Source organism: Sphingobium sp. CFD-2 (assembly GCF_024611135.1).
Classification (GTDB): domain Bacteria; phylum Pseudomonadota; class Alphaproteobacteria; order Sphingomonadales; family Sphingomonadaceae; genus Sphingobium; species Sphingobium fuliginis.
Window position 1 is genome coordinate 1,939,639 of the sequence record NZ_CP084405.1, and the last position, 19,762, is coordinate 1,959,400.

At 64.2% G+C, this 19,762-nt stretch carries 22 protein-coding genes and 1 tRNA gene; 14 read left to right on the top strand and 9 right to left on the bottom strand.

Translation table 11 applies throughout. From position 1 onward, the window contains the following. The first annotated feature begins 64 nt into the window (after positions 1–64). Genes cyoA through LDB29_RS09365 form a run of 8 tightly spaced genes read left to right on the top strand, consistent with a single transcriptional unit; the run spans position 65 to position 7,039 of the window. Positions 65–1,198 (top strand): ubiquinol oxidase subunit II, encoded by a 1,134-nt coding sequence (gene cyoA, locus LDB29_RS09330; RefSeq protein ID WP_025551287.1) that lies wholly within the window; start codon positions 65–67, stop codon positions 1,196–1,198. A 5-nt stretch (positions 1,199–1,203) separates the two neighbouring features. Then, positions 1,204–3,207, top strand: coding sequence for a cytochrome o ubiquinol oxidase subunit I (gene cyoB, locus LDB29_RS09335; protein ID WP_025551289.1), 2,004 nt, complete (start codon positions 1,204–1,206; stop codon positions 3,205–3,207). A gap of 5 nt (positions 3,208–3,212) precedes the next feature. Beyond that, positions 3,213–3,836, top strand: a complete 624-nt coding sequence (cyoC, locus tag LDB29_RS09340) for a cytochrome o ubiquinol oxidase subunit III (protein WP_025551291.1) — start codon at positions 3,213–3,215, stop codon at positions 3,834–3,836. Further along, the gene (gene cyoD, locus LDB29_RS09345; RefSeq protein WP_025551292.1) at positions 3,833–4,270 is read left to right on the top strand and encodes a cytochrome o ubiquinol oxidase subunit IV; all 438 of its coding nucleotides are present in this window, start codon (positions 3,833–3,835) and stop codon (positions 4,268–4,270) included. The genes cyoC and cyoD overlap by 4 nt, the downstream gene beginning before the upstream one ends. Beyond that, positions 4,267–4,992: an SURF1 family protein gene (locus LDB29_RS09350; RefSeq protein ID WP_025551293.1), complete on the top strand. Its 726-nt coding sequence runs from the start codon at positions 4,267–4,269 to the stop codon at positions 4,990–4,992. The genes cyoD and LDB29_RS09350 overlap by 4 nt, the downstream gene beginning before the upstream one ends. Further along, positions 4,989–6,311 (top strand): ATP-binding protein, encoded by a 1,323-nt coding sequence (locus tag LDB29_RS09355; protein ID WP_025551295.1) that lies wholly within the window; start codon positions 4,989–4,991, stop codon positions 6,309–6,311. Before LDB29_RS09350 ends, LDB29_RS09355 begins: the two co-directional genes overlap by 4 nt. Continuing rightward, entirely contained in the window at positions 6,308–6,838 is a 531-nt protein-coding gene (locus LDB29_RS09360) for a response regulator transcription factor (RefSeq protein ID WP_025551297.1), read from the top strand. Before LDB29_RS09355 ends, LDB29_RS09360 begins: the two co-directional genes overlap by 4 nt. A gap of 51 nt (positions 6,839–6,889) precedes the next feature. Further along, on the top strand, positions 6,890–7,039 hold the full coding sequence (locus tag LDB29_RS09365; RefSeq protein WP_157846882.1) for a hypothetical protein: 150 nt from the start codon (positions 6,890–6,892) through the stop codon (positions 7,037–7,039). On the opposite strand, the gene LDB29_RS09370 is transcribed toward LDB29_RS09365, so the two are convergent. Together LDB29_RS09370 and LDB29_RS09375 are read right to left on the bottom strand one after the other, a co-directional pair. Then, positions 7,005–7,078 (bottom strand) — tRNA-Gly (locus tag LDB29_RS09370). The two genes, LDB29_RS09365 and LDB29_RS09370, sit on opposite strands and share 35 nt — an antisense overlap. 62 nt (positions 7,079–7,140) lie before the next feature. Then, positions 7,141–8,103 (bottom strand): sugar kinase, encoded by a 963-nt coding sequence (locus LDB29_RS09375; RefSeq protein ID WP_025551298.1) that lies wholly within the window; start codon positions 8,101–8,103, stop codon positions 7,141–7,143. Positions 8,104–8,277: 174 nt separating this feature from the next. Between LDB29_RS09375 and LDB29_RS09380 the strand changes: the two genes are divergently transcribed. From LDB29_RS09380 to LDB29_RS09390, 3 genes are all read left to right on the top strand, one after another. Continuing rightward, on the top strand, positions 8,278–10,239 hold the full coding sequence (locus LDB29_RS09380) for a PAS domain-containing sensor histidine kinase (protein ID WP_025551299.1): 1,962 nt from the start codon (positions 8,278–8,280) through the stop codon (positions 10,237–10,239). Between the two features lie 138 nt (positions 10,240–10,377). Further along, a complete protein-coding gene (locus tag LDB29_RS09385) occupies positions 10,378–11,250 on the top strand; it encodes an alpha/beta fold hydrolase (RefSeq protein ID WP_025551301.1) in 873 nt (290 codons plus the stop codon). A 344-nt stretch (positions 11,251–11,594) separates the two neighbouring features. Further along, a protein-coding gene (locus LDB29_RS09390) for an IS5 family transposase (RefSeq protein ID WP_099185988.1) occupies positions 11,595–12,355 on the top strand; the annotation gives its coding sequence in 2 pieces (ribosomal slippage) (positions 11,595–11,919 and positions 11,919–12,355; 762 coding nt in all). A gap of 81 nt (positions 12,356–12,436) precedes the next feature. On the opposite strand, the gene LDB29_RS09395 is transcribed toward LDB29_RS09390, so the two are convergent. The 3 genes from LDB29_RS09395 to epsC form a co-directional block, all read right to left on the bottom strand. Continuing rightward, positions 12,437–13,369, bottom strand: coding sequence for a nitronate monooxygenase family protein (locus LDB29_RS09395; RefSeq protein ID WP_044662490.1), 933 nt, complete (start codon positions 13,367–13,369; stop codon positions 12,437–12,439). A gap of 295 nt (positions 13,370–13,664) precedes the next feature. Then, on the bottom strand, positions 13,665–14,024 hold the full coding sequence (locus tag LDB29_RS09400) for a DUF2794 domain-containing protein (protein ID WP_025550037.1): 360 nt from the start codon (positions 14,022–14,024) through the stop codon (positions 13,665–13,667). Next, positions 14,024–14,734 carry a serine O-acetyltransferase EpsC gene (epsC, locus tag LDB29_RS09405; RefSeq protein ID WP_061935260.1) on the bottom strand — a complete coding sequence of 237 codons (711 nt, stop codon included), beginning with the start codon at positions 14,732–14,734 and terminating at the stop codon, positions 14,024–14,026. Before epsC ends, LDB29_RS09400 begins: the two co-directional genes overlap by 1 nt. 160 nt (positions 14,735–14,894) lie before the next feature. On the opposite strand from epsC, the gene LDB29_RS09410 reads away from it, so the two are divergent. Together LDB29_RS09410 and LDB29_RS09415 are read left to right on the top strand one after the other, a co-directional pair. Beyond that, positions 14,895–15,668, top strand: coding sequence for a sulfite exporter TauE/SafE family protein (locus tag LDB29_RS09410; protein ID WP_044662493.1), 774 nt, complete (start codon positions 14,895–14,897; stop codon positions 15,666–15,668). Between the two features lie 39 nt (positions 15,669–15,707). Then, entirely contained in the window at positions 15,708–16,634 is a 927-nt protein-coding gene (locus LDB29_RS09415; RefSeq protein ID WP_025550038.1) for a hydrogen peroxide-inducible genes activator, read from the top strand. Positions 16,635–16,715: 81 nt separating this feature from the next. Here the strand turns inward: LDB29_RS09415 and LDB29_RS09420 are convergent, their stop codons facing one another. The 3 genes from LDB29_RS09420 to pgsA are packed head-to-tail and all read right to left on the bottom strand — an operon-like array spanning position 16,716 to position 17,980. Then, positions 16,716–17,156: a molybdenum cofactor biosynthesis protein MoaE gene (locus tag LDB29_RS09420; RefSeq protein WP_025550039.1), complete on the bottom strand. Its 441-nt coding sequence runs from the start codon at positions 17,154–17,156 to the stop codon at positions 16,716–16,718. Beyond that, on the bottom strand, positions 17,153–17,413 hold the full coding sequence (gene moaD, locus LDB29_RS09425; protein ID WP_025550040.1) for a molybdopterin converting factor subunit 1: 261 nt from the start codon (positions 17,411–17,413) through the stop codon (positions 17,153–17,155). Before moaD ends, LDB29_RS09420 begins: the two co-directional genes overlap by 4 nt. 3 nt (positions 17,414–17,416) lie before the next feature. After that, complete coding sequence (pgsA, locus tag LDB29_RS09430; protein WP_025550041.1) at positions 17,417–17,980, bottom strand: CDP-diacylglycerol--glycerol-3-phosphate 3-phosphatidyltransferase; 564 nt, start codon at positions 17,978–17,980, stop codon at positions 17,417–17,419. Between the two features lie 155 nt (positions 17,981–18,135). On the opposite strand from pgsA, the gene LDB29_RS09435 reads away from it, so the two are divergent. Then, entirely contained in the window at positions 18,136–19,431 is a 1,296-nt protein-coding gene (locus LDB29_RS09435) for an MFS transporter (RefSeq protein WP_025550042.1), read from the top strand. A 24-nt stretch (positions 19,432–19,455) separates the two neighbouring features. On the opposite strand, the gene LDB29_RS09440 is transcribed toward LDB29_RS09435, so the two are convergent. After that, entirely contained in the window at positions 19,456–19,656 is a 201-nt protein-coding gene (locus tag LDB29_RS09440) for a hypothetical protein (RefSeq protein ID WP_025550043.1), read from the bottom strand. Between the last annotated feature and the right edge of the window lie 106 nt (positions 19,657–19,762).

A 19,762-nucleotide genomic window follows, 5' to 3' on the forward strand; every position in this document is an offset into this window, starting at 1 on the left:
ATCTGCGCACAATGGGACAAATTGCCCACTGTTCGACTCCCTGCGGAAGCGGTAGGCGGCCCCCATGCCACACCCCATCCCCCTCGACCGGACCCGGATTTTCCGCTGGTCCGCTCCGATTCTGGCGCTGCCGCTGACGGCCTGCGACTGGGTCGTGATGAACCCGTCGGGCGATATTGCGGTGCAGCAGCGCGACCTGATCCTGATCTCGACCGCGCTGATGCTCCTCATCGTCGTTCCCGTCATGGCGCTCGTCCTCTTCTTCGCCTGGCGCTACCGCGCGGCGAACAAGGCCGCGGACAAGGATTATGACCCGGACTGGGACCATTCCACCAAGCTGGAACTGCTGATCTGGTCCGCGCCGCTGCTGATCATCATCTGCCTTGGCGCGCTGACCTGGGTCAGTACGCACAAGCTCGATCCCTATCGGCCGCTCGACCGCATCGACGCCAGGACGGCGATCGATCCCAGGGTGAAGCCGCTGACGGTCGAGGTCGTGGCGCTCGACTGGAAATGGCTGTTCATCTACCCCGAACTGGGCATCGCGACAGTCAACGAGCTGGCGCTGCCGGTCAATGTGCCGGTGCGGTTCGACATCACCGCCTCTACCGTGATGAACAGCTTCTACGTGCCTGAACTCGCCGGCCAGATCTATGCCATGCCCGGCATGAAGACCCAGTTGCACGCCGTCGCCAACCGGCCGGTGGCGGGCACCGGCATTTCCGCCAACTATTCGGGCGCGGGCTTCACCCACATGCGCTTCGCCTACCGGGCGCTGGACAGGGCCGGGTTCGATGCCTGGGCAGCCGGGGTGAAGGCCAGCCGCGCCCATCTCGATCGCGACGTCTATCTGACCCTGGCCAAGCCCAGCGAAAAGGCGCCGGTCGCCTATTTCTCCGCCGTCGACCCCAAGCTGTTCGATGCCGTCGTCAATCTGTGCCCCCGGCCCGGCCAGCGCTGCATGGGCGAGCTGATGCACGTCAACATGATGGGCGGCGCGGGCAAGGAATCGGCGCGCGACACCAAAGGTCTGCGCTACGACTTCCCCGACAGCCATGTGATCGAACAGTCGGACCGGAACAGGGGGCAGGAGACTGCTCCCGACGCACCGGCCGCGGACGGCGCGAAGGGCGCCGCGCAGGCGCCGGGCGATCACTCTTCCCACAGCGGCGCTGACGCGCACGCGCAGCATCGGTAAGGCCCATGACTGGCACAATGACAACCGCACAGATGATCTTCGGTCGTCTGACATGGGACAGCTTCCCATGGCATGAGCCCATCGTCGTCGCAACCTTCGTCGCGGTGGTGCTGGGCGGCACCGCCCTTGTCGCGGCGCTCACCTGGTTCCGGCTCTGGGGCTATCTCTGGAAGGAATGGTTCACCAGCGTCGATCACAAGAAGATCGGCATCATGTACATGGTGCTGGGCCTCATCATGTTCCTGCGCGGATTTGCCGACGCGATCATGATGCGCATCCAGCAGGCCTGGGCCTTCAACGGTTCGGAAGGCTATCTGAACGCCCATCACTATGACCAGGTGTTCACCGCGCACGGGGTCATCATGATCTTCTTCGTGGCGATGCCGTTCATCACCGGCCTGATGAACTACATCGTGCCGCTCCAGATCGGGGCGCGCGACGTCAGCTTTCCCTTCCTCAACAATTTCTCCTTCTGGATGACGACAGGCGGCGCGGTGCTGGTCATGATGTCGCTGTTCCTGGGCGAGTTCGCGCAGACCGGCTGGCTTGCCTATCCGCCGCTGTCAGGGCTTGCCTACAGTCCCGCGACAGGCGTCGATTATTATATCTGGGCGCTGCAGGTGGCGGGCGTCGGCACGACATTGTCCGGCATCAACCTGATCGCGACCATCGTGAAGATGCGCGCGCCGGGCATGTCGCTCATGAAGATGCCGGTGTTCACCTGGACCTCGCTCTGCGCGAACGTCCTGATCGTCGCCTCCTTCCCGATCCTGACCGCCACGCTCGTCCTGCTGTCGCTCGACCGCTATGCCGGCACCGCCTTCTTCACCAATGATTTCGGCGGCAATCCGATGATGTACGTCAACCTCATCTGGATCTGGGGCCATCCGGAGGTCTATATCCTCATCCTGCCGCTGTTCGGCGTCTTCTCCGAAGTGGTCTCCACCTTCTGCGGCAAGCGCCTGTTCGGCTACACCTCCATGGTCTATGCGACCTGCACCATCATGGTGCTGTCCTACCTGGTGTGGCTGCACCACTTCTTCACCATGGGTTCGGGCGCCAGCGTCAACAGCTTCTTCGGCATCACGACGATGATCATCTCGATCCCGACGGGCGCCAAGCTGTTCAACTGGCTGTTCACCATGTATCGCGGCAAGATCCGTTTCGAGCTGCCGATGATGTGGGCCGTCGCCTTCATGCTGACCTTCACGGTCGGCGGCATGACCGGCGTGCTGCTGGCGGTTCCGCCCGCGGACTTCGTGCTCCACAACTCGCTGTTCCTGATCGCGCATTTCCATAATGTGATCATCGGCGGCGTGCTGTTCGGCCTGTTCGCGGCGATCAACTACTGGTGGCCCAAGGCCTTCGGCTTCAGGCTGAACGTCTTCTGGGGCAAGGTCAGCTTCTGGTGCTGGAACATCGGCTTCTGGCTGGCTTTCGGTCCGCTCTACGTGCTCGGCCTGATGGGCGTCACGCGCCGCCTGCGGGTGCTGGACGATCCGTCGCTGCAACCCTGGTTCGTCATCGCGGCGATCGGCGCCGCCATCATCGCCATCGGCATCGGCGCCATGCTGATCCAGTTCGCGGTGTCCATCTGGAAGCGCGACGAGCTTCGCGATCCCACCGGCGACCCCTGGGACGGCCGTACCCTGGAATGGGCGACCAGCTCGCCCCCGCCGGAGTATAATTTCGCCTTCACCCCCGTGGTGTACGATGGCGACACCTGGGCGGACATGAAGAAAAACGGCTATCAGCGTCCGCTGAGCGGCTACAGGCCGATCCACATGCCGAGCAGCACGGGCGCGGGCGTGATCCTGGCCGGGCTGGCGACGCTGTGCGGCTTTGCGCTCATCTGGTACATCTGGTGGCTTGCGGGGCTGAGCTTCATCGGCATCGTCGCCGTCGCCATCGGCCACACCTTCAACTACAAGCGCGACTTCTACATCCCTGCGGAGGATGTGACGCGCACCGAGGAAGAGCGCACGCAAATCCTCGCGGCGGGAGTCTGACACGCATGAGCAGCGCAACTGCACATAGGGAACCCCGGGCCTATCACCTGCCCGAGGAGCCGCACCTCCACGAAGGCCACAGCACCATGCTGGGCTTCTGGATGTATCTGATGAGCGACTGTCTCATCTTCGCCATCCTCTTCGCCACCTATGCGGTGCTGGGCGGCAGCTATGCCGGCGGGCCGGGGCCAAAGGACCTGTTCGACCTGCCCCTCGTCGCGCTCAACACCGCGATGCTGCTCTTCTCCTCGATCACCTATGGCTTCGCCATGCTGGCGATGGAGAAGAACAGGGTCAGCGCCACGCAGGGCTGGCTGGTCGTCACGCTGCTGTTCGGCGGGGCGTTCCTGTTCATCGAACTCTACGAATTCGCGCACCTCATCCATGAGGGCGCGGGTCCGTGGCGTTCGGCGTTCCTGTCCTCCTTCTTCACGCTGGTCGGAACGCACGGGCTGCACGTCACCTTCGGTTCGATCTGGCTGGTCACGCTGATGGTGCAGGTCGCGAAGAAGGGCCTGATCCCCGCCAACAAGCGGCGGCTGATGTGCCTGTCGATGTTCTGGCACTTCCTGGACGTCATCTGGATCGGCGTCTTCACCTTTGTCTATCTGATGGGAGTGCTCCGGTGAGCGATGCCGTCCATCCGCACGGTGGCCACGACCACCATCATGACGATCATCATGACGCCCATTCGCACGGCAGCTTCGGCAGCTACATGATCGGTTTCGGCCTGTCGGTGATCCTGACGGCCATTCCCTTCTGGCTGGTGATGAGCGGCGCGCTGAACGACCCGCAACTGACGGGCATCGTCATCATGGGCTTCGCCGCGGTCCAGGTCGTCGTCCACATGATCTACTTCCTGCACATGAACACCCGCGTCGAAGGCGGCTGGTCGTTCATGGCGATGATGTTGACGGTGGTGCTGGTCGTCATCGTCCTGTCCGGTTCCCTGTGGGTCATGTATCATCTGAATGCGAACATGATGCCGCACGCGCAGATGGAGATGGACATGGGTCCGACCCAGGAAATGCGCGTCATGCACAATATGAGCGAGATGCCGTGACAACGGCCCAAGACGGGGAGCGCTCCCGGCGCTCCCCGGCCTTTCCGATCGGCCTGACGCTGATCGCCCTCTTCTTTTTTGCCGGATTTTGCGCACTGGGCGCCTGGCAGGTCCAGCGCCTCGCCTGGAAGCGCGACCTGATCGCCCGCGTCGATGCGCGAATCCATGCCGCCCCCGTCCCCGCTCCCCGCATGGCCGCTAAGGCCGACGAATATCGGCGCGTCAGGATTTCGGGCCGTTTCCTCCATGACAAGGCCGCGCTGGTGCAGGCCGTCACGGTGCGCGGCGCCGGTTTCTGGGTGCTGACGCCGCTCGTCACCGATCAGGGCTTCACGGTCATCGTCAATCGCGGCTTCGTGCCGCCCGACAAGCGACGGGACTATATGCGTCCTCCGGGCGAAGCGCGGATTTCGGGACTGCTGCGGCTCAGCGAACCGGGCGGCGGTTTCCTGCGCTCCAACGATCCGGCAAGCGACCGCTGGTTCTCCCGCGATGTGGCCGCCATCGCAGCAGCGCGCGGGATCGGGCGGCCGGTGGCCGATTATTTCATCGACGCCGATGCGGCGGCCGATCCCGGCGCCTTGCCTGTCGGCGGCCTCACCGTCGTCGCCTTTACGAACAATCATCTGCAATATGCGATCACATGGTTCGCGCTGGCGGCAATGGTCGCGGGCGCGTACATATTCGTGATGCGCCAGGAGCGGAAAGACCGCCGGGGATGAACCGGAACCTGCCGATCAGCACCCTCTGGCAACCCAGCCAGTGGCCTGCCGACGCCGCGGGCCGCAAGAATCTGGCGCTGCTGGTGCAGTTGCGCTGGCTGGCGATCGCGGGGCAGCTCATCACCATCCTCGCCGTGCATTTCATCATGGGCATCCGCCTGCCCATCGCCCCGATGCTGCTGATCGCGGGCATGGCGATATTGATGAACGGCCTCAGCTTCGGCGCGCTGCGCAAGCGGACCGACGTGTCCCATGCCGAACTGTTCCTGTCGCTGCTGTTCGACGTGCTGCTGCTGACGGCGCAGCTCTATCTTTCAGGGGGGGCGACCAATCCCTTCATCTCGCTCTATCTGGTGCAGGTGGCGCTGGGGGCGGTGCTGCTCGACCGGTGGAGCATCTGGGGCATCGTCTTCGTCTCTGCGCTCTGTGCGGGGCTGCTGGCGCTGCATTACCGGCCGCTGGACCTGAACGGCGCGCTGGAAGGCCATTTGTTCGACCTGCATATCGTCGGCACATGGATATGCCTTACCATGATCGCCGTGCTGCTGGTGCTGTTCGTGCTGCCGGTGACGCGCAACCTCCAGGCGCGGGACGCCTATCTCGCCCGGTTGCGTCAACAGGCGGCGGAGGAGGAGCATATCGTCCGCATGGGCCTGTTGGCGTCGGGCGCGGCGCATGAACTGGGCACCCCCCTCTCCCAGCTTGCGGTGGTGCTGGGCGACTGGCGGCACATGCCGGAGATCACGGCCCACCCCCCTCTGGTCGAGGAAGTGGCGGAGATGCAGGCGGCGGTCCAGCGCTGCAAGGAGATCGTCACCGGCATCCTCCTGTCCTCCGGCGAGGCGCGGGGCGAGGCTCCGGAAGTGACCAATGTGCGCGATTTCATAGAGGGCATCGCCATGGAGTGGCGCAGGGCGAATCCCGGCATGCCGCTGCGCTGCGATTTCGGGCCGCACGACTATCCCCGCATCGTGGCCGATCCGGTGATCCGGCAGGCGATCGGCAATCTGCTCGACAATGCGCGGGAGGCGGGCGCGACCTATATCGACCTGCTGGCGGGGCGCGACAGCAGTTCGCTCAACATCGCGGTGCGCGACAATGGCAGCGGCTTTTCGGAGGCGATGCTGGAGGATTTCGGCAAGCCCTATCGATCGAGCAAGGGCAAGGAAGGCCATGGCCTGGGCCTGTTCCTTGTGGTCAATGTGGTGCGCAAGCTGGGCGGCAGCGTCAGCGCGAGCAACGGCGCGGATGGCGGGGCGCTGATCCTGCTGCGGCTGCCGCTGGGCACGGTGGCGCTGGAAGAGGAGACGGCCCCATGACTGAGCGCCTGCTGGTGATTGTCGAAGATGACGAGGCGTTCGCCAAAACGCTCAAGCGCTCCTTCGAACGGCGCGGCTATACGGTGCTGGCGGCCGACAGCCATGCGGCGCTGGAAACGGTGCTGGCGGGCAGCAAGCCCGGCTTCGCCGTGGTCGACCTGAAGCTGGGCGCGGAATCCGGCCTCGTCTGCGTGCAGACATTGCATGCCCATGATCCGGCGATGGTGATCGTCGTCCTGACCGGCTTCGCCAGCATCGCGACGGCGGTGGAGGCGATCAAGCTCGGCGCGTCCAACTATCTCGCCAAGCCGTCCAACACCGACGACATAGAGGCGGCCTTCGCGCGTTCCGCCGGCGACCCTTCCACCCCCCTCGCGCCCCGCCCGACGTCGATCAAGACGCTGGAATGGGAACATATCCATGAAGTGCTGAAGGACAGCGACTTCAATATCTCCGAAGCGGCACGGCGATTGGGCATGCACCGGCGCACGCTGGCAAGGAAGCTGGCGAAGCGGCAGGTGGGTTGAAGAGGATATGGGGTGGATGGCGGTCGGCGCGGCCGTTGGCGGCAGGAGTTGATGCCCGCCATTGACCGGTTCGCGATTCGCCGGTCGCTACTGGCCGGTTCGCGGCTGGCCCATCAGGAATGCGCCCGGGGCGAACTCGACATAGCCGTCATGATGTCAGGAAATCTGGAGCGGGTGAAGGGAATCGAACCCTCGTCGTAAGCTTGGGAAGCTTCTGCTCTGCCATTGAGCTACACCCGCCGGGGTGAAACGCGGCTTAGCCTTTGATCCCAATGCCGTCAACGAGGTCGCAGCGGAGAATTTCAGAGGTCGGCATAGGGCGCATCACCATCGCGGGCCGGTATCGCGCCCCGGCGGCCGATATTCCAGCCGGCCAGGCGATGGCCCGCAAGCGCCGCCTCGCGCGCGGAACGACCGGCGAGGCGGGCATGGAGATAGCCGCCGTTGAACGCATCGCCAGCGCCGCTCGAATCGACGACGGAGAGCCTGGCGGGCGGCGCGACGATCTGCCCATCCAGCAGACAGCCGTCGGCGCCCAGTTTCACCACGATCTCGCGGCCTTCGCCAGCGCCCCAGCGGCGGGCCGCATCCTCGGCATCGTCCGCCTCGCCCATTTCGACCTCATCGGCCAAAGTGGGCAGACCCATGTCGCTGAGCGCGATGGCACGGTCGCGCCAGTGGCGCGCGGTCGCGGCATCGGGCCACAGCCGGGCGCGGTAATTGCCGTCGAACGCCACCCTGCCCCCCTTTGCGCGAACCGCCGCGCACAGGGCGAACAGCTTTTCGCGCGCCTCCCCGGACAATATCGCAAGCGTGATCAGGGAAAAATAGAGCAGTTCCGATCCGGCCGCTTCTTCCACCATGGCGGCGCTTTCCGGCAGGTCGAACATGCGCCTGGCGGCGGCCTCCCCCCGCCAATAGTGGAAGCTGCGTTCGCCCTGCGCATCGGTCTCTATCGCGTAAAGGCCCGGCAGCTTTCCCTCGGCGGAGAGCAGCAGCGACGTGTCGACGCCCTCTGCTTCCCAGGCCGCGCGCAGTTCAGCGCTCATCGGATCGGCGCCGATCGCGCTCGCAAAGCGCACATGGTCGCCACAACGGGCGAGATGGATCGCCGTGTTGATGACGTCGCCGCCATAGCGCAGGTTCCAGCCCCCGCCCGATCCAACCTGGCCCGAACCAACCTGGCCCGAACCGACCCCGTCCGACGCGCGGCTCAGTTCCAGCATCGCTTCGCCCACGACGGTGATTCCTGCTGTCTTGCCCATATGCGTTCCGTCTTCCTGGCCATCCTTGCCGAAGGCGCCTCCTTGGCGCGGAGGGCACGGCGAAGTCAATGCCGCGCCCGGCCCGGCACGCCGGACAATCGCTTTCGCAAGCGGAACGTCCGGAACGCATGCGCGTTGTGGACGACGAACATGTCAATTCGACGGGAACCCCTCATGAGCACGGCGGCACCGGAAGGATCTGGAAACCGCTTCGAGCTGCTGGTCCAGAACGTCACCGACTATGCCATCTACATGCTTTCCGCCAACGGCATCGTCGTCAGTTGGAATGCCGGCGCGCGGCGCTTCAAGGGCTATGAGGCCGATGAGATCATCGGTGAGCATTTCTCCCGCTTCTACACGCCGGAGGATCAGGCGGCCGGCCTGCCCGCGCTCGCGCTGGACACCGCCGAAAATGCCGGCCGGTTCGAGGCGGAGGGATGGCGCGTGCGCAAGGACGGCTCCCGCTTCTGGGCGCATGTGGTCATCGATCCCATCCGCGAACCCGGCGGCCAGCTTATCGGATTCGCCAAGGTCACTCGCGACCTGACCGAACGCCGCGCGGCGGAGGAGGAATTGCGCCGCAGCGAGGAACGGTTCCGCCTGCTGGTGCAGGGCGTGACCGACTATGCCATCTACATGCTCGACCCCATGGGGACGATCACGAGCTGGAATCCGGGGGCCGAACGCTTCAAGGGCTATACGACCGAAGAGATATTGGGCCAGAATTTCGCGCGCTTCTATTCGGAAGAGGACCGCATGGCCGGCCTGCCATCCCGGGCGCTGGACACGGCGGCGCGCGAAGACCGGTTCGAGGCGGAGGGATGGCGCATCCGCAAGGACGGCTCCCGCTTCTGGGCGCATGTCATCATCGATACGATCCGCAGCGCCGCCGGCGAACTGATCGGCTTCGCCAAGATAACGCGCGACCTCACCGAACGGCGGGAGACGCAACTGGCGCTCGAAGAAGCGCGGGAGGCGGTGTTCCAGGCGCAGAAGATGGAGGCCATCGGCAAGCTGACGGGCGGTGTCGCCCATGATTTCAACAATCTGCTGGCCGTGATCGTCGGCAGTTTGGACCTGGCGCGGCAGCGGCTGGCGACCGGGGCGGACGTGTCCCGCTATATCGACAATGCGATGACGGCGGCGGAACGCGGGGCGACGCTGACGCAGCGCATGCTGGCCTTTGCGCGCAAGCAGGAACTGAAGTTGCGGAGCGTCGATTGCGTAGCGCTGGTGCGGGACATGGCCGACCTCCTGAAGACGACGCTGGGCAGCGGGATCGCCATCGAAACCCGCTTTCCCCTGCACCTGAGCGCCGCCCATGCCGATCCGGCCCAGCTTGAACTGGCGCTGCTCAATCTGGCGGTGAACGCCAGGGACGCCATGTCCGGCGACGGACGGATCATCATAGAAGGGGCGGAGGCCACTCTGCCCAAGGCGCAACGCCCCGGACTGGAGGGCGGCCCCTATGTGCGCCTGTCCGTCATCGATGAGGGCGAGGGCATGGACGCAGCGACGCTGGAGCGGGCGCGCGAACCCTTCTTCACGACAAAGGGCGTCGGCAAGGGCACGGGCCTTGGCCTGTCGATGGTGCACGGCTTTGCCGAACAATGCGGCGGTTCCCTGACCATCGTCAGCGAACCGGGCCAGGGAACCACGGTGTCGCTGTGGCTGCCGATGGCGCCCGCCGAACCGGCGGAGGTGGCCGTGGCCGACATTCCCGATGCCCTTGCCCTGGCGCTGACGGAGCCGCTGGTGATCCTGGCCGTCGACGATGACGATCTGGTGCTGACCAACACCGCGGGCATGCTGGAGGAACTGGGGCACACGGTATTCCAGGCGACGTCGGGACCGGATGCGCTGCGCATATTGGAACAGGGCAGCGTCGACCTGGTGATCAGCGACTATGCCATGCCGGGCATGACCGGCACGCAGCTGGCCGACGAGATCGAGCAAAGGCTGCCCGGCCTGCCGGTGGTCATCATCACGGGTTTTGCCGAACTGCCGCCGAACATGACGCAACGGCCCCGACTGGACAAGCCGTTCAAGCAGGCGGAACTGGCGCGCATCGTGACCGCGGTGGCGCAGGACCACCAGAAGCTCGTCAGGCTGGCCGCCCATTCGGACGATCTGTAGAGCGGCGATCTTTACCAAAGCTTGACCAAACAGGCGTAAAACAGGGATTTTCCTTTTCTCGCCCCTTGCATGCGCCGGGGAGTTCGCCAAAGAGACATGAACCTTGTCCCTCCCCTGTCCACCCGCTCGCAGGATCGCATGAACACGCAAGCCGCGCCGACTTCCCATTTCTACACGTCGCTGCGGATGCGCCTGCACTATCTGGACTGGGGCAACAGCGCCGCGCCGACGCTGGTTCTGGTGCATGGCGGCTTCGACCATTCGCGGAGCTGGGACTGGACGGCACGTGCGCTGGCGAAGGATTATCACGTCGTCGCGCCCGACCTGCGCGGCCATGGCGACAGCGCCTGGTCGGCCGAGGGTTCCTACATGATGGCGAACTATGTCTACGACCTGGCGCAGTTGATCGAGCAACTGGGCCGGGAGCCGGTGATATTGGTCGGCCATTCGCTGGGCGGATCGATCGCGCTGCGCTATGCCGGGCTGTTCCCGGAAAAGGTCGCCAGGATCGTCGCCATAGAGGGACTGGGCCTGTCGCCGGGCCGGATCGAGGAACAGGCGCAAAAGGCCGAGCCCGACCTATGGCTGCAATGGATCGAGAAGCGGCGGAACCGGGCGCGTCAGGCACGGCGGCATTATCCGACCCTGGAGGCAGCCGTCGCGCGCATGCGGGAACGCAACGACCATCTGTCGGTCGAACAGGCGATGCACCTCACCATCCACGGCGTCAATCGCAACGAGGATGGCAGCTATCGCTGGAAATTCGACCCCTATCTGCACGATGCGGCGCCCCAGGCCTGGTCGGACATGGACCTGCCGCAATTCTGGAAGCGGATCACATGTCCGACGCTGCTGTGCCTTGGGCTGGATAGCTGGGCGTCCAATCCGGTGAAGGATGGGCGCGCCGCGCATTTCCGGGATGCCCGGCTGGTCGAATTCGCGGATGCCGGTCATTGGCTGCACCATGACCAGTTCGACCGCTTCATCGCGGAACTGCGCGCCTTCCTGTGACCCGGCCATTCGGAATTTCAACCCTCACCCCGGCGAAAGCCGGGATGAGGGTATGAAGGGCGCCGCCTGGAGCCAATCGACATTCAGAAGATGACGAGCCGAGCCGAAGGCCACCGAAGGTAAAATGCTGGTTTTCCGTGACCCGGAGCGCAGCCTGCTCAAAATAGGTGAGCACCGGAAGCACGGAAAAGCGTCATTTGCAGGCCGTCAGGGCTGAATGTCGATTGGCTCTAGAGCAGATTCCGATCCGATTGCATCGGCTCGACTGCTCTAGGCCGTAGTGACATTTTAGGGATTCACGACGGTTTGGATTTGTGATTCAAGGCTGGCTTTTGGAGGCTGGCGTGGAAGGCGAAGTGCTGCGGGATGATCAGTGGGAGCGGCTGCGGGAGTTCGTTCCGGGCGGGCGCAAGGGCAAGCGTGGTCCTCGCAGTGACGGACGGTTGTTTCTTGACGCCTTGCTCTGGCTGGCGCGTTCAGGAGGACGCTGGCGCGATCTACCCGAGAAGTTCGGTCCCTATCAGACCGCTAAACGGCGTTATTATCGCTGGGTTGAGCAAGGCGTGATCGACCGGATCTTCGAGGCTGTGTCGGATGATCCCGACATCGAATGGCTGGCGATCGATGCGACCGTGATCCGCGCCCAGGCCCAGGCGGCTGGGGCTCGGGTAAAAAGGGGGGCGCTCAAGCCCAGGCTCTCGGGCGCTCGCGAGGCGGGTTCGGCACCAAGATCCATGCCGTAGTCGATGCCTTGGGCTTGCCGATCCGCTTCATCCTCGGCCCCGGACAGCAAAACGACATGGCGCCCGCCTGCGATCTGATCCGCGGCATCCCGGCTGGCAAGGTTCTGGCTGATCGGGCCTATGACGCCGACAGTTTGCACGATCTCATCTACGAGCAAGGCGGCGAGCCGGTCATCCCACCTCGCCGCCATCGCAAATATCAGCACCACTATGATCGCATCGCCTACAAACAGCGTTGGGGCATCGAGGGCTTCTTCGCCAAGCTCAAGCAGTGGCGCCGTATCGCAACACGCTATGACAAACTCGCCGCAAACTTCCTCGGCTTCGTCAAACTCGCCAGCATCATGCTATGGCTCAAATGATTAAATCGTCACTACTGCCTAAGTTTTTGTTTTGTCGCGTTTTCCGATTCAGCAGATGATTCCATCTGCTTGGAAAACGCTCTAGGCTCCGAAGGCGGCGACGGCTGCCTGATATTCCGATTTCAGTTGCGCGATGAAGGTCGTGGCGGACTGAACCTTGCGGATCGCGCCGATCCCCTGACCCGCGCCCCAGACATCGCGCCACGCCTTCTTGTCGCCGCCCGCGTCGCTGGAGAAATCCATTTCCGACGCCTTGGGCAACTTGTCGGCGTCCAGACCTGCTGCGGCGATGCTGGGGCGCAGATAATTGCCGAGCACGCCGGTGAAATAATCCGAATAGACGATGTCCGCCGCGCCGCTGTCGACGATCATCTGCTTATAGGCCGGTTCGGCATTGGCCTCCTCCGTCGCGATGAAGGGGGAACCCATATAGGCGAAGTCAGCCCCCATCATCCGCGCGGCCGCGATCGACCGGCCCGTGGCGATCGCGCCCGACAAGGCCAGCGGCCCGTCGAACCAGGCCCGGATTTCCTCCACCAGCGCGAAGGGCGACAGGGTGCCGGCATGCCCGCCCGCCCCCGCCGCGACGGCGATCAGGCCATCCGCGCCTTTCTCGATCGCCTTGCGCGCGAAGACATTGTTGATGACGTCGTGCAGCACGATGCCCCCATAGCTGTGCACCGCCCGGTTCACATCCTCCCGCGCGCCCAGCGACGTGATCACGATGGGCACGCGATATTTGACGCAGAGGGCGAGATCCTCCTCCAGCCGGCTGTTGGTCCTGTGCACGATCAGGTTGACCGCGAAGGGGGCGTCCCTGTCCGTCAGCGCCTCGTTCAATTGCTGGAGCCATTGTTCGAATACCCCGGACGGACGGGCATTGAGCGAGGGAAAGGAACCCACGATCCCGGCACGGCACTGGGCGATCACCAGCGCAGGCTGGGAGATGATGAACATCGGCGAACCGATCAACGGCAGGGACAAACGGCCTTCCAAAAATGCCGGCAAGCTCATAGGCGAAGCCTCTCCTTCATGATTTCCATGACGGCGCTATCATTTACACGAGCGGCTAAAAAGGCGGAATCTTGGCGCGGTTGGCGGGAGAGCGGCATCTTCCGCAATGCCGTAGGGTTAAGGATGATCGCTCTTCTGATGATTACGGTCCTGCCGAACCGGAAATCGCAGGGTTTCGCGGGAAGGGGTCAATAAGGGACGTCAGGCACATGATGCTCCCGCGAAGGCAGGAGCCATAGCGGGACCGCCAACGTCCGCTCCCTACCCGCCCATGCCCTGGCGGGGCGCGGGGGCGTCAATCCCCCACGATCTTGAGCAGCCGCCGTTCCACCGGCGCGAGTATCCCCTGCAGTTCCGCGCCACGCTTCAACACGTGCCCGGCCTCCCCGATCAGCGCCCACATGCCCTGGCGGTTCCGCAGGGAGGGGCGTTTTTCGATGCGGAATTCCGGGCGTTCGGCGGCGCGGCGGAAGGCGGAGAAGATCGCGGCTTCGCGGCCCAGGTCGATGGCATAGTCGCGCCAATGGCCCGCCGCGACCATGCGGCCGTAAAGATCCATGATCCGCTGGAGTTCGAGACGATCGAAACCGGTCTGGCTGGCCGCCCCCCTTGCACCCTGGGCCGCTTGCGACGGGAACGGCGTCACGTTGCTCATCAGGCGCGGCCACGCTCCTTGACCAGGCGAACGTCATCCACGGGCGCACCGCCCCGTTCGGCAAGCAGTTCGGCCACGCGCTTCTGCAACTGGTCGATTTCAAGCTGGAGCAGTTCCAGCTTCTGCTTTTCCGGATCGACGCAGTCGGAGCATGGCGTGCCATAGGGCAGGAATTCGCGCTGATAGGCCGTCACGTCGACCAGCATGGGCCGCGCGGGAATGCCGACCATGGTCGCGCCTTCCTTCACATCCTTGGTCACCACGGCATTGGCGCCGATGCGGGCGCGGGCGCCGACGCGGACGGGGCCCAGAACCTGAGCGCCGGAACCGACGATCACGCCGTCTTCGAGTGTCGGGTGGCGCTTGCCCGCGATGCCGTTGGCGGGATCGGTCCCGCCCAGCGTCACGTTCTGATAGAGGGTGACGTCGTTCCCGATCTCCGCCGTCTCCCCGATCACGGTGAAGCCGTGGTCGATGAAGAAGCGCCTGCCGATGCGGGCGCCGGGATGAATGTCGTTGCCGGTCAGGAATCGCGAAAAATGATTCACCGCACGGGCCAGGAAATAGAGCCGCGCGCGGTAGAGGCGGTGCGCCACGCGGTGGAAAGCCAGCGACCAGACGCCCGGATAGAGCAGGATTTCAGCGCGCGAGCGCGGGGCAGGGTCGCGTGATTTGACCGAGTCCAGATAAGCAATAAGATTGCGCAGCATGAAGCGCCCCTGATGAAACCGACCAGACGGTACATAAGCGCAAAAGGATGAATTTTCCAGATGGCGGGCTATTTCGGCTTCGCCCGATAAAACAGAAAGTTTCTTGGCGGCCCGTGATATACCAATCAAGGCGGTAGACAATCATAACAGGGACCAATGAATGATCGACATCTTTATCGCCCATTTCGGCGAAATCCTGCCTTTCATTCTCATCGGTTTCGGCGCCCAGATGATCGACGGCGCTTTGGGCATGGCCTATGGCGTCATTTCCAGCACGCTGCTTCTGGCGCTCGGCGTGCCGCCCAGCAGGGCATCGGCCAGCGTCCATGCGGCGGAAACCTTCACCACCGGGGTGTCGGCCATCAGCCACATCATCCATCGCAATGTCGACTGGCGCCTGTTCGCGCGCCTCATCATTCCGGGCGTGATCGGCGGGGTGGCGGGCGCCTATCTCCTGTCCAATGTGGACGGGGCGATGATCAAGCCGTTCGTCCAGGCCTATCTGACGGCCATCGGCATCTATCTGGTGTGGCGGGGCTTTCATTATCCGCCCCAGGCGCGCAATCCCAAATGGGTGGGGCCCCTGGGCCTGGTCGGCGGCTTCATGGACGCCACCGGCGGCGGCGGCTGGGGGCCCGTGGTGACGTCGAACCTGCTGATCCAGGGGTCCAGCCCCCGACACACCATCGGCACGGTCAACAGCGTCGAATTCATCCTGACCACCTCCATCAGCATCACATTCCTGCTGCATCTGGGGTGGGAAACCTTCACCACCTACACGGTCGGCCTGCTGATCGGCGGCGTGATCGCGGCCCCGTTCGGCGCGATGCTGGCCCGGCACGTCTCGCCCCGGACGCTGTTCATCGCCGTGGGATCGATCCTGACCCTCACATCCTTGTTCGGCGTGGCCAAATGGCTTGGATATATCGGCTAAGACAATTATATTGGGCTTTCCAATCGAGGAAGGCGATCAATGTCGAGTTACATGCCGACGCTCAAGCAGCTGCAATATCTGGTGGCGCTGAAGGAGCATGGCCATTTCGGCAAGGCGGCGGATAGCTGCTTCGTCACCCAGTCGACGCTGTCGGCCGGCATTCGCGAGCTGGAATCGCTGATCGGCATCACGCTGGTCGAGCGGACGCGCCGCGTGGTGCGGTTCACCGCCCTGGGCGACCGCATCGTGGAAAAGGCGCACCGGGTGCTGCGCGAAGCCGAAGAACTGGCGGCCATTGCCGAAGCGTCGGGAAAGCCGCTGACCGGCGAATTGCGGATGAGCGTCATTCCCACCATCGCGCCCTTCCTGCTCCCTCGCCTGCTGCCCAGGTTGCGGGGCGAACGGCCGGAACTGAAGCTGTACCTGCGCGAGGAAACGACGCAGGCCGCCATCGAATCGCTGCGGCACGGCAATGTGGATTGCGTGCTGCTCGCCCTGCCCTTTCCCACCGGCGAGCTGGACAGCGAATTTCTGTTCCAGGACCGGCTTTATGTCGCCTTTCCCCGGGACGATCCGCGCGATCCGCCCGAATGGATCGCGCCGGAAATGATCGATGAAACCAAGCTGCTGCTGCTGGAGGACGGACATTGCCTGAAGGATCACGCGCTGGCCGCGTGCAACCGGCCGGAAATCCGGGCGAGCGCCATGATGATGGGCACGTCGTTGCATACGCTGGTGCAGATGGTGGACAATGGCCTGGGCATGACGATCATGCCGGAAATGGCGATTGCGAGCGGCCTGCTCGACCATACGCAGATCACCGCCCGGCCGCTCCGGTCGGAACGGGCCCATCGCGACATCGCCCTGGTGTGGCGCAAGAACAGCCCGCGCGACAAGGAATTCCGGCTGCTCGCGGAATTGCTGCGCGACGCGGCGGACTTGCCGGAGGTCAGCGCGGCGGCTTAGGCTCAGGACCCATTGCTGGCGGGCGATGGCTGGAGAGAAACATGCTGTTCCCGCGAAATCAGGAACAGGGCAGATTTTTGCTCAACGCTTCCAGCTCTCGGCCTTCGCATCATCCTCGACGCGGGCTTCGACCCATTCCGTCCGATCCGCAAAATGTTCCTTCTTCCAGAAGGGCGCCCGGGATTTCAGCCAGTCGATGAGGAAGGCGCAAGCCTCCAGCGCGGCGGCGCGGTGGCGCGAGGCCGTGCCGACGAACACGATGCGTTCGCCCGGCTCCAGCCGACCGAAGCGGTGGACCACCCGAACCCTCAGCAGGGGCCAGCGGTCGCTCGCCTCCGCGACGATGCGTTCGACCTGCGCCGTCGTCATCGCCGGATAATGTTCCAGTTCGAGCGCGACCAACCCGCCTTCCCCCCGAACGATGCCGGTGAAGCTGGCGACGCCCCCGCCGCCGCTGGCCTCCAACGCGGCCAGTTCCACCGCCGGATCGAAATCCTCGGCCTGGATGGAGACGCGGTTCATCCGCCCGTGACCGGCGGGAAGATCGCCAGTTCCTTCGCGTCCCCGATCGGGCTGTCCATCGGCACGAAATGCTGGTCCAGCGCCGCGCGCAGCCTGTCCGGCCGGGCGAAGGCCTCGGCATAACCGCCGCCCCGTGCGGCCAGCGCGGCGATCAACGCGGCGACGGTGGCGTCGGCGGCAGGCCGCTCCACCCGCTCCTCATCCCGGCCGATGGCCTCCCGGACCCAGGCGAAATAGACGAGCGTGAGGTCGGCCATGGTTCAATCCATATGCTTGATGCCGACGCGCAGATAGTCCCAGCCCGTGACCAGCGTCAGTATCGCCGCCGCCCAGAGCGTGGCGATGCCGACCAGTTGCACGAACGGAAATTGCGGTACGGCGCCGGCGAGAATCAGCGCGCCCAGCGCGATGAGCTGGAAGGTCGTCTTCCATTTGGCGAGGCGCGACACCGGCACGGAAACCTGGAGCCCCGCCAGGAATTCGCGCAGGCCAGAAACCGCGATCTCGCGCAGCAGGATGATCATCGCGGCGGCGATATGGATGCCCGAAATGTCGCGCGTGGCCGACAGCATCAGGATCACCGCCCCCACCATGATCTTGTCCGCTATGGGATCGAGGAAGATGCCCAGTTTCGATACGGCGCCCTGAGCGCGGGCGAGGTAGCCGTCGAAATAATCGGTGATCCCCATCAGGCAATATAGCGCGAAGGCCAGCATATAGCCGGTCGTCCAGCGCGCGCCGATCTCAGCCGGCCACAACAGGGCGACCAGCAGCGGCACGGTCAGGATGCGCGAAAGCGTCAGCAGATTGGGCAGCGTCAGCATGGCGGCGGACTGCCACAGTCGGGGCCGGCGCACAAGCGGATGCGCAACATGGGAGAGGACGGGGGGCAAGGTTTCGCGCAGAGGGGTTGTGCTGACCCGTCTTCTATCGCTAGACCCCGCCACGCTCATCCACAGCGAAGAAGACCCCCTCGCCCATGCAAGCCTCTCTAAGGCTCCTCAACAAGCGACGTTTTCTGCCGCTTTTCATCACTCAGCTCCTTGGCGCCTTCAACGACAATCTGTTCAAGAACGCGATGGTGCTGTTCGTCGTCTATACCGTCTATAATGACGAGAAGTCGGAAACCTGGTTCAGCGCGCTGGCGACCGGCGTCTTCATCCTGCCCTTCTTCCTGATGTCCGCCCTGTCGGGCCAGCTCGCCGACCAGCGGGACAAGGCGGCGATCATCCGCATCGTCAAGGCCGCCGAAATCGTCATCATGACGGTCGGCGCGGCCGGGCTGGCGCTGATCTGGAGCGGGATCGCCGTCCACCTGCTCGCCATTCCGCTGCTGCTGGTCGCGCTGTTCGCCATGGGGGTGCATTCGACCTTCTTCGGGCCGATCAAATATGCGATCCTTCCCCAGCACCTGCATGACGAGGAAGTGCTGGGCGGAACCGGCCTGGTCGAGGCCGGAACCTATATCGCCATCCTTGCCGGGACCATATTGGCCGGGATCATCCCCGTGCAGGCGGCGGCGGTCTGCATCATCCTGACGGCGGTGATAGGCTGGCTGGCGGGGCGCAACGTGCCCGCCGCGCCGTCGCTGCTGGAGCGGCAACCGATCGATTTCCACATCATCCGATCCTCGATCGCGCTGGTGCGGGGAACGATGCACATCCGGCGGCTCTACCTCGCCATCATGGCGATCAGCTTTTTCTGGGCGGTCGGCACGGTGCTGTTCATCCAGTTCCCGCCGCTGGTCAAGAATGTGCTGAGCGCCGACAAATCCGTCGCCAGCCTGTTCCTGGGCATTTTTTCCATCGGCATCGCCATCGGTTCGGTGGCGATCAACCGGTTGCTGAGCGGCCATGTGTCGGCCCGATATGCGCCCGCCTCCGTCATCGGCATGGGGATCAGCATCGTCGCCTTCCACATCGTTTGCGACCTCTGGATGGCGGGATCGGATGGGAAGATGCTCTCGCTGGCGGGATTCCTCTATCACCCGCTGGCGATCCCGCTGTCGCTCTGCCTGCTCTGCGTGGCGACCTTCGGCGGGATGTTCGTGGTGCCGCTCTACGCCTTCCTCACCACGACGGTCGAGAAGTGCGAGGCGGCGCGCACCGTCGCGGCGAACAATATCGTCAATTCAGGGGCGATGGTGTTGGGATCGCTGCTGACCATCAGCCTCAGCATCGCGGGCCTTTCCGTGGTGAACCAGTTGCTGCTGGTGGCGGCGCTGTGCCTGCCCTGCGCATGGATCGCCTGGACGCTGCACAAGGCATGCGATTGACGGTGCGTGGCTGATAAGAAGCGATTAAAAGATAAAGCTGTAGAAGGCCGTGAAGAAGGCACCGAAGCTCAGCACAAACAGTTTCCAGTCATTGTCGTCGGAAACCGGCGGGCGTTCGCGCGCGGCGGGGGCCGGTTCGACGACGCGCAGGACATGGCGCGGCAGCCGCTGGCGGAACGGATGGCGCGCCGACTCGCTCGTCAGGACTAGAGGTCTGCTTCTCATGACGCACAGGTTAAGAGATTCTTTACCTTTTGGAATATCGCGATTTAAAGTTAACCCCCGATTGTCCCGCGACGGGACACGCTTGACCGTGTCAGGCAAATAACAC